The sequence below is a fragment of the Arsenicibacter rosenii genome, assembly GCF_001870735.1.
In the GTDB taxonomy this organism is placed as follows: domain Bacteria; phylum Bacteroidota; class Bacteroidia; order Cytophagales; family Spirosomataceae; genus Arsenicibacter; species Arsenicibacter rosenii.
Window position 1 is genome coordinate 1 of the sequence record NZ_MORL01000115.1, and the last position, 1800, is coordinate 1800.

The window sequence follows — 1800 nt, forward strand, 5'->3', positions numbered from 1 at the left end:
CGGCATCTGTCACCCAGATGTTTCAATCCTTCTTCTAATGGATGATGCTCACGGAGCGTTACCTGAAAACTTACTAACAGGCGGGAAGATCACCAGACTTTTTTTTAAGATGTCACGCGGCTTCGGCCGTCCGATCCATCTCAGCCCGCCTAAGTTGGGCTTTGAGCCGTTCATTTTCAGCCAGTAGCTCACTGTTGCCCACTTGTTTTTGGATCTGTTTTTTGTGGGCGTGTTTCCATGTATGTAGCAATTGCTCACTGACATTGAGATTTTTAGCGACCTGAGCCACTGATTGGCCTTCATCAAGCATACGTAGCGCTTCTCCTTTGAAGGCTTTGTCATACTTACGAGGCGACGGGATGGCTTTGTTGGGATTTGCCATGATAATCGAAGTTACGCAAGATTACTGTCCGATTCAGCACGACCATACCAATTCAGGGCACACTGTTTTTTTGTGGACATCATCGGGTATCAGTCAGAATTACTAACTTTTGGCAACTTTGAGCCGGCAAATAGGTTACACTATTCCGGAGTCCTTTATATCGTCTATGAACAGAAGATTTGTGCAACTCATCGTACAGCCACGACAGGCGAACAATCAACCTGTCAGGCCGATAAAAGACTAACGCGGTGGGGCGTATGAAAGAACAAGTTTTTTGATACTTCCTCGTGAATAACTATAAAAATAGCCTACTAAGACACTATGCCTTCAGGATTTTTTGCCCTATTAGATGATATTTCGGCTTTAGTAAAAGCAAGTGCTGCCAGTTTAGACGACGTGCCGACTCAAGTGGCTAAAACAACCGGAAAAGTATCTGGCATTGTCATTGACGATACCGCCGTTACCCCAAAATATGTTGTGGGCCTTGATCCCTCCCGGGAGCTCTCTATTATTTACCGGATTGCCAAAAAGTCGCTGATCAATAAACTCCTTATCTTAAGTCCGGCGGCCTTATTACTGGGTTATTTTATCCCCTGGGCTATTACGCCTGTCTTGATGCTGGGCGGGGCTTATTTATGTTTTGAAGGCTACGAGAAAGTGCATTCCCTGTTTAGCCGCCGCTCCGCTCTCTCTCCGGAAAGCGAGCCTGTACAAGAGATCACGCCCGAAGAACTGGAACAGGAACGGGTGAGTAGTGCCGTTCGTACCGATATTATTTTGTCGGCTGAGATTATAGCTATTGCGTATAATCAGGTAAACGGTCAGGCGATTATAAACCAGATTATCGTGATGGCAGCGGTAGCTGTTTTCATCACAATAGCTGTTTACGGATTTGTAGGCCTGATTGTTAAAGCGGATGATTTCGGGGTACATCTGGCCAGTGATAAATATTCCCCTGCTATTCAAAAAACAGGGCATGGCATTGTGAAATTTATGCCACACTTTTTGAATTGGCTGGGCTACATAGGCACTGCAGCCATGCTGTGGGTGGGTGGCGAAATCATTGCGCATGGTATACCGGTAACCGCCCGGCTACTACACGATTTAGAGCATGCCCTGGCCTCTATGCCGGTAGTTGCCTGGTTTTGCAAGGCGCTTGCCTGTGGGGTAGGCGGACTGTTCATAGGCTTTCTCGTGGAGAAACTGGTAATACCGGCTAAAAAGCTTTTTTCAAAACAAAAAAGGAGTGCGCATAGCCTGTAAAGCCGGATGTGCTTTTTTAATAAACCAGCATGACTTTTTACCAAATGTCAGAATGGTCAGCCCAGCCCCTCTTAGCTATTCGGCTAATTTCTTGTCTAAAAATACCATAGCACATGGATGAAATCCTGTTAAAAGACGCTGGATGCACTTATTAA

The 1800-nt window shown here is 45.8% G+C and carries 2 protein-coding genes; one reads left to right on the forward strand and one right to left on the reverse strand.

The genetic code is table 11. From position 1 onward, the window contains the following. Positions 1-112: 112 nt before the first annotated feature. Positions 113-382 carry a transposase gene (locus tag BLX24_RS30165; RefSeq protein WP_071506889.1) on the reverse strand — a complete coding sequence of 90 codons (270 nt, stop codon included), beginning with the start codon at positions 380-382 and terminating at the stop codon, positions 113-115. A 321-nt stretch (positions 383-703) separates the two neighbouring features. On the opposite strand from BLX24_RS30165, the gene BLX24_RS30170 reads away from it, so the two are divergent. Continuing rightward, the gene (locus BLX24_RS30170) at positions 704-1645 is read left to right on the forward strand and encodes a DUF808 domain-containing protein (RefSeq protein WP_071506890.1); all 942 of its coding nucleotides are present in this window, start codon (positions 704-706) and stop codon (positions 1643-1645) included. Positions 1646-1800 lie beyond the last annotated feature (155 nt).